The sequence below is a fragment of the Streptomyces flavofungini genome (genome assembly GCF_041028215.1).
GTDB lineage: Bacteria > Actinomycetota > Actinomycetes > Streptomycetales > Streptomycetaceae > Streptomyces > Streptomyces flavofungini_B.
Window position 1 is genome coordinate 1 of sequence record NZ_JASKYR010000775.1, and the last position, 2,795, is coordinate 2,795.

A 2,795-nucleotide genomic window follows, 5' to 3' on the forward strand; every position below is an offset into this window, starting at 1 on the left:
TCACTCGTACGATGCCCGGAATCCGCCCGCCGCCCTCGCTGAAGCGCACCGGCATCGGCCCGTCGCCCCGCGGCCGCGTCCAGCCGTCGGGCCCTGCGCATCGACCGCCACCGCGAAACCGTGCCGACCACGAACACGGTCAGCACCAGGAGCACCATGAGCTGCCCGATGAAGAGACCCCAGAAGAGCCCGTACCCCGAGAGCTGTCCGGCGGGTGTCTCGGGCCAGGCGCCCGCGAGGTCCTGCGGATGGCCGAACAGGTGGCGTACGGCCAGCGGTGTGTGGCCGAACGTCACGTTCTTGGGCCAGGCCCCGTGCGCGAAGCGGCCCGCGAGGCCCGTGGCGGACCAGGCGAGCACCGTGGCACCGAGGAGGAAGCCGAGGATGCCGAGCAACAGGGCGTCGGGCACCCCGCGCTGGCCTCGCGCGCCCCGGCCGGGACCGCGTCCGTAACCGTCGCCGGACCGGTCCCGCTCCCACTCATCCCGCATGCTGCTCCATGTACGCCGCCCGCTCCTCCGCCTCGAGCTCGGCCGCCCGCAGGGCGTCGTCGGTGTGCTCGGGGAGGTCGGACGACGACTCGGTCATGGCGCGGTCGGTGAAGACCAGCGGCCGTTCCGTCTCCGTGATGAGGTGCTTGACCACCTGGACGTTGCTGTTCACGTCCCAGACGGCGATGCCGGGCGTGAGGGAGGGGATGATCTCCACCGCCCACCGGGGCAGCCCGAGCACCCGCCCCGTCGCCCTCGCCTCGTCGGCCTTCTGGGCGTAGATGGTCCTGGTGGAGGCCATCTTGAGGATTGCCGCCGCCTCCTTCGCGGCGGCCCCGTCCACCACGTCGCTGAGGTGGTGGACCACCGCCACGAACGACAGGCCGAGCCGTCGGCCGAACTTCAGGAGCCGCTGGAAGAGCTGGGCGACGAAGGGCGAGTTGATGATGTGCCACGCCTCTTCCACCAGGAAGATGCGCTTCTTGCGGTCGGGCCTGATCCAGGTGTGTTCGAGCCAGACCCCGACGATCGCCATCAGGATGGGCATGGCGATGGAGTTCCGGTCGATGTGCGAGAGGTCGAAGACGATCAGTGGCGCGTCGAGGTCGATGCCGACCGTGGTCGGACCGTCGAACATGCCGCGCAGGTCACCGTCGACGAGCCGGTCGAGGACCAGGGCCACGTCCAGGCCCCAGGCCCGGACGTCGTCTATGGCCACGTTCATGGCCTCGGCGGACTCGGGCTCCGGATGGCGGAGCTGCTCGACGATGTCGGTCAGGACCGGCTGGCGCTCCACGATGGTCTCGTTCACATACGCGTGCGCGACCTTGAGCGCGAAGCCGGAGCGCTCGTCCAGGCCGTGCCCCATCGCGACCTCGATGATCGTGCGGAGCAGCGCGAGCTGGCCGGTCGTGGTGATCGCCGGGTCCAGCGGGTTGAGGCGGATGCCCATGTCGAGGGCGGCCGTGGGGTCGAGCCTGATGGGCGTTATGCCCAGCTCCTGGGCGATGAGGTTCCACTCGCCCACGCCGTCCTCGCCCTGTGCGTCGAGGACGACGACCTGCCGGTCCTTGAAGCGGAGCTGCCGCAGTACGTACGTCTTCTCCAGCGCCGACTTGCCGTTGCCCGACTCGCCGAGCACGAGCCAGTGCGGCGCGGGCAGCTGCTGCCCGTAGAGCTGGAAGGGGTCGTAGATGTAGCCCTTGCCGGAGTAGACCTCACGGCCGATGATCACGCCCGAGTCGCCGAGGCCGGGCGCGGCCGTCGGGAGGTAGACCGCCTGGGCCTGCCCCGTCGACGTACGCACCGGAAGCCTGGTCGTCTCGACCTTCCCGAAGAGGAAGGACGTGAAGGCGTCCGTGAGGACGGTCAGCGGATCCCGCATCTCAACAGCCTGCCTCTACGTCTAGCGTCGGATGCCGGTCGCGAACGGCAGCGTGTTGACGAAGGCCCTGTGGTGCTCGCGGTCACACCACTCCAGCTTCAGATACGACTTGCCGGCGGAGGCCCTTATGGTGCGCTTGTCGCGTGCGAGGGCCTCGGGGGAGCGGGACGAGACCGTGATGTAGCCGACCAGGTTCACTCCGGCCGCGCCGCTCGCCAGGTCCTCGCCGCGCTGGTCGAGGCGGGAGTGCGAGGCGATGTCGCGGGGGTCGACGGTGCGGTTCATCTTGGCCTGGCGGCTCGCCTCCGCCTCGTCGTTCGTCTTCTCGGTCAGCATCCGCTCGATGGCGACCTCGGTGGGTTCGAGGTCCATGGTGACCGCGACCGTGCGGATCACGTCCGGGGTGTGGACGAGCAGCGGGGCGAGGAAGTTGACGCCGACGGGCGTCATCGGCCACTCCTTCACCCAGGCCGTGGCGTGGCACCAGGGGGCGCGGGTGGTGGACTCGCGGGTCTTGGCCTGGAGGTAGGTGGCCTCCATGGCGTCGAGCTCGGCGGGCCAGGCGTTGCGCTTCGTCATCGCCTGGATGTGGTCGATGGGGTGGTCCGGGTCGTACATGGAGTGGACGAGGGAGGAGAGCCTGCTCTGGCCGAGGGGCTGGCGTACGCGGATGTCCGCCTCCTGGAGCCGCGAGCAGATGTCGGTCAGCTCACGGGCCATGACGACGGCGAGCCCGGCGTCCTTGTCGATCTTCCTGCCGCCGTGCGGGCGGACCGCGCGGGCCATCGCCTGGGCCTCGGCGGCCAGGTCGCGGGAGTAGTGCATGCAGGCGACGAGGTAGGCGCGGTGCTGCTCGCTGCTGGTCGACACCATCGACTGGAGCTGGTCGTAGGACTCCTGGAGCCACGGCAGTGCCTTGC

The 2,795-nt window shown here is 69.9% G+C and carries 2 protein-coding genes and 1 pseudogene; all 3 read right to left on the reverse strand.

Annotated elements, in window-relative coordinates:
* A pseudogene (locus AB8Z36_RS34210) lies at window positions 1-491 on the reverse strand (hypothetical protein); the annotation flags it as partial.
* Window positions 481-1,875 carry an ATP-binding protein gene (locus tag AB8Z36_RS34215; RefSeq protein ID WP_369217281.1) on the reverse strand — a complete coding sequence of 465 codons (1,395 nt, stop codon included), beginning with the start codon at window positions 1,873-1,875 and terminating at the stop codon, window positions 481-483. The gene AB8Z36_RS34215 and the pseudogene AB8Z36_RS34210, both read right to left, overlap by 11 nt.
* A gap of 21 nt (window positions 1,876-1,896) precedes the next feature.
* A partial coding sequence (locus AB8Z36_RS34220) for an SCO6880 family protein (RefSeq protein WP_369217282.1) occupies window positions 1,897-2,795 on the reverse strand: 899 nt, incomplete at its 5' end.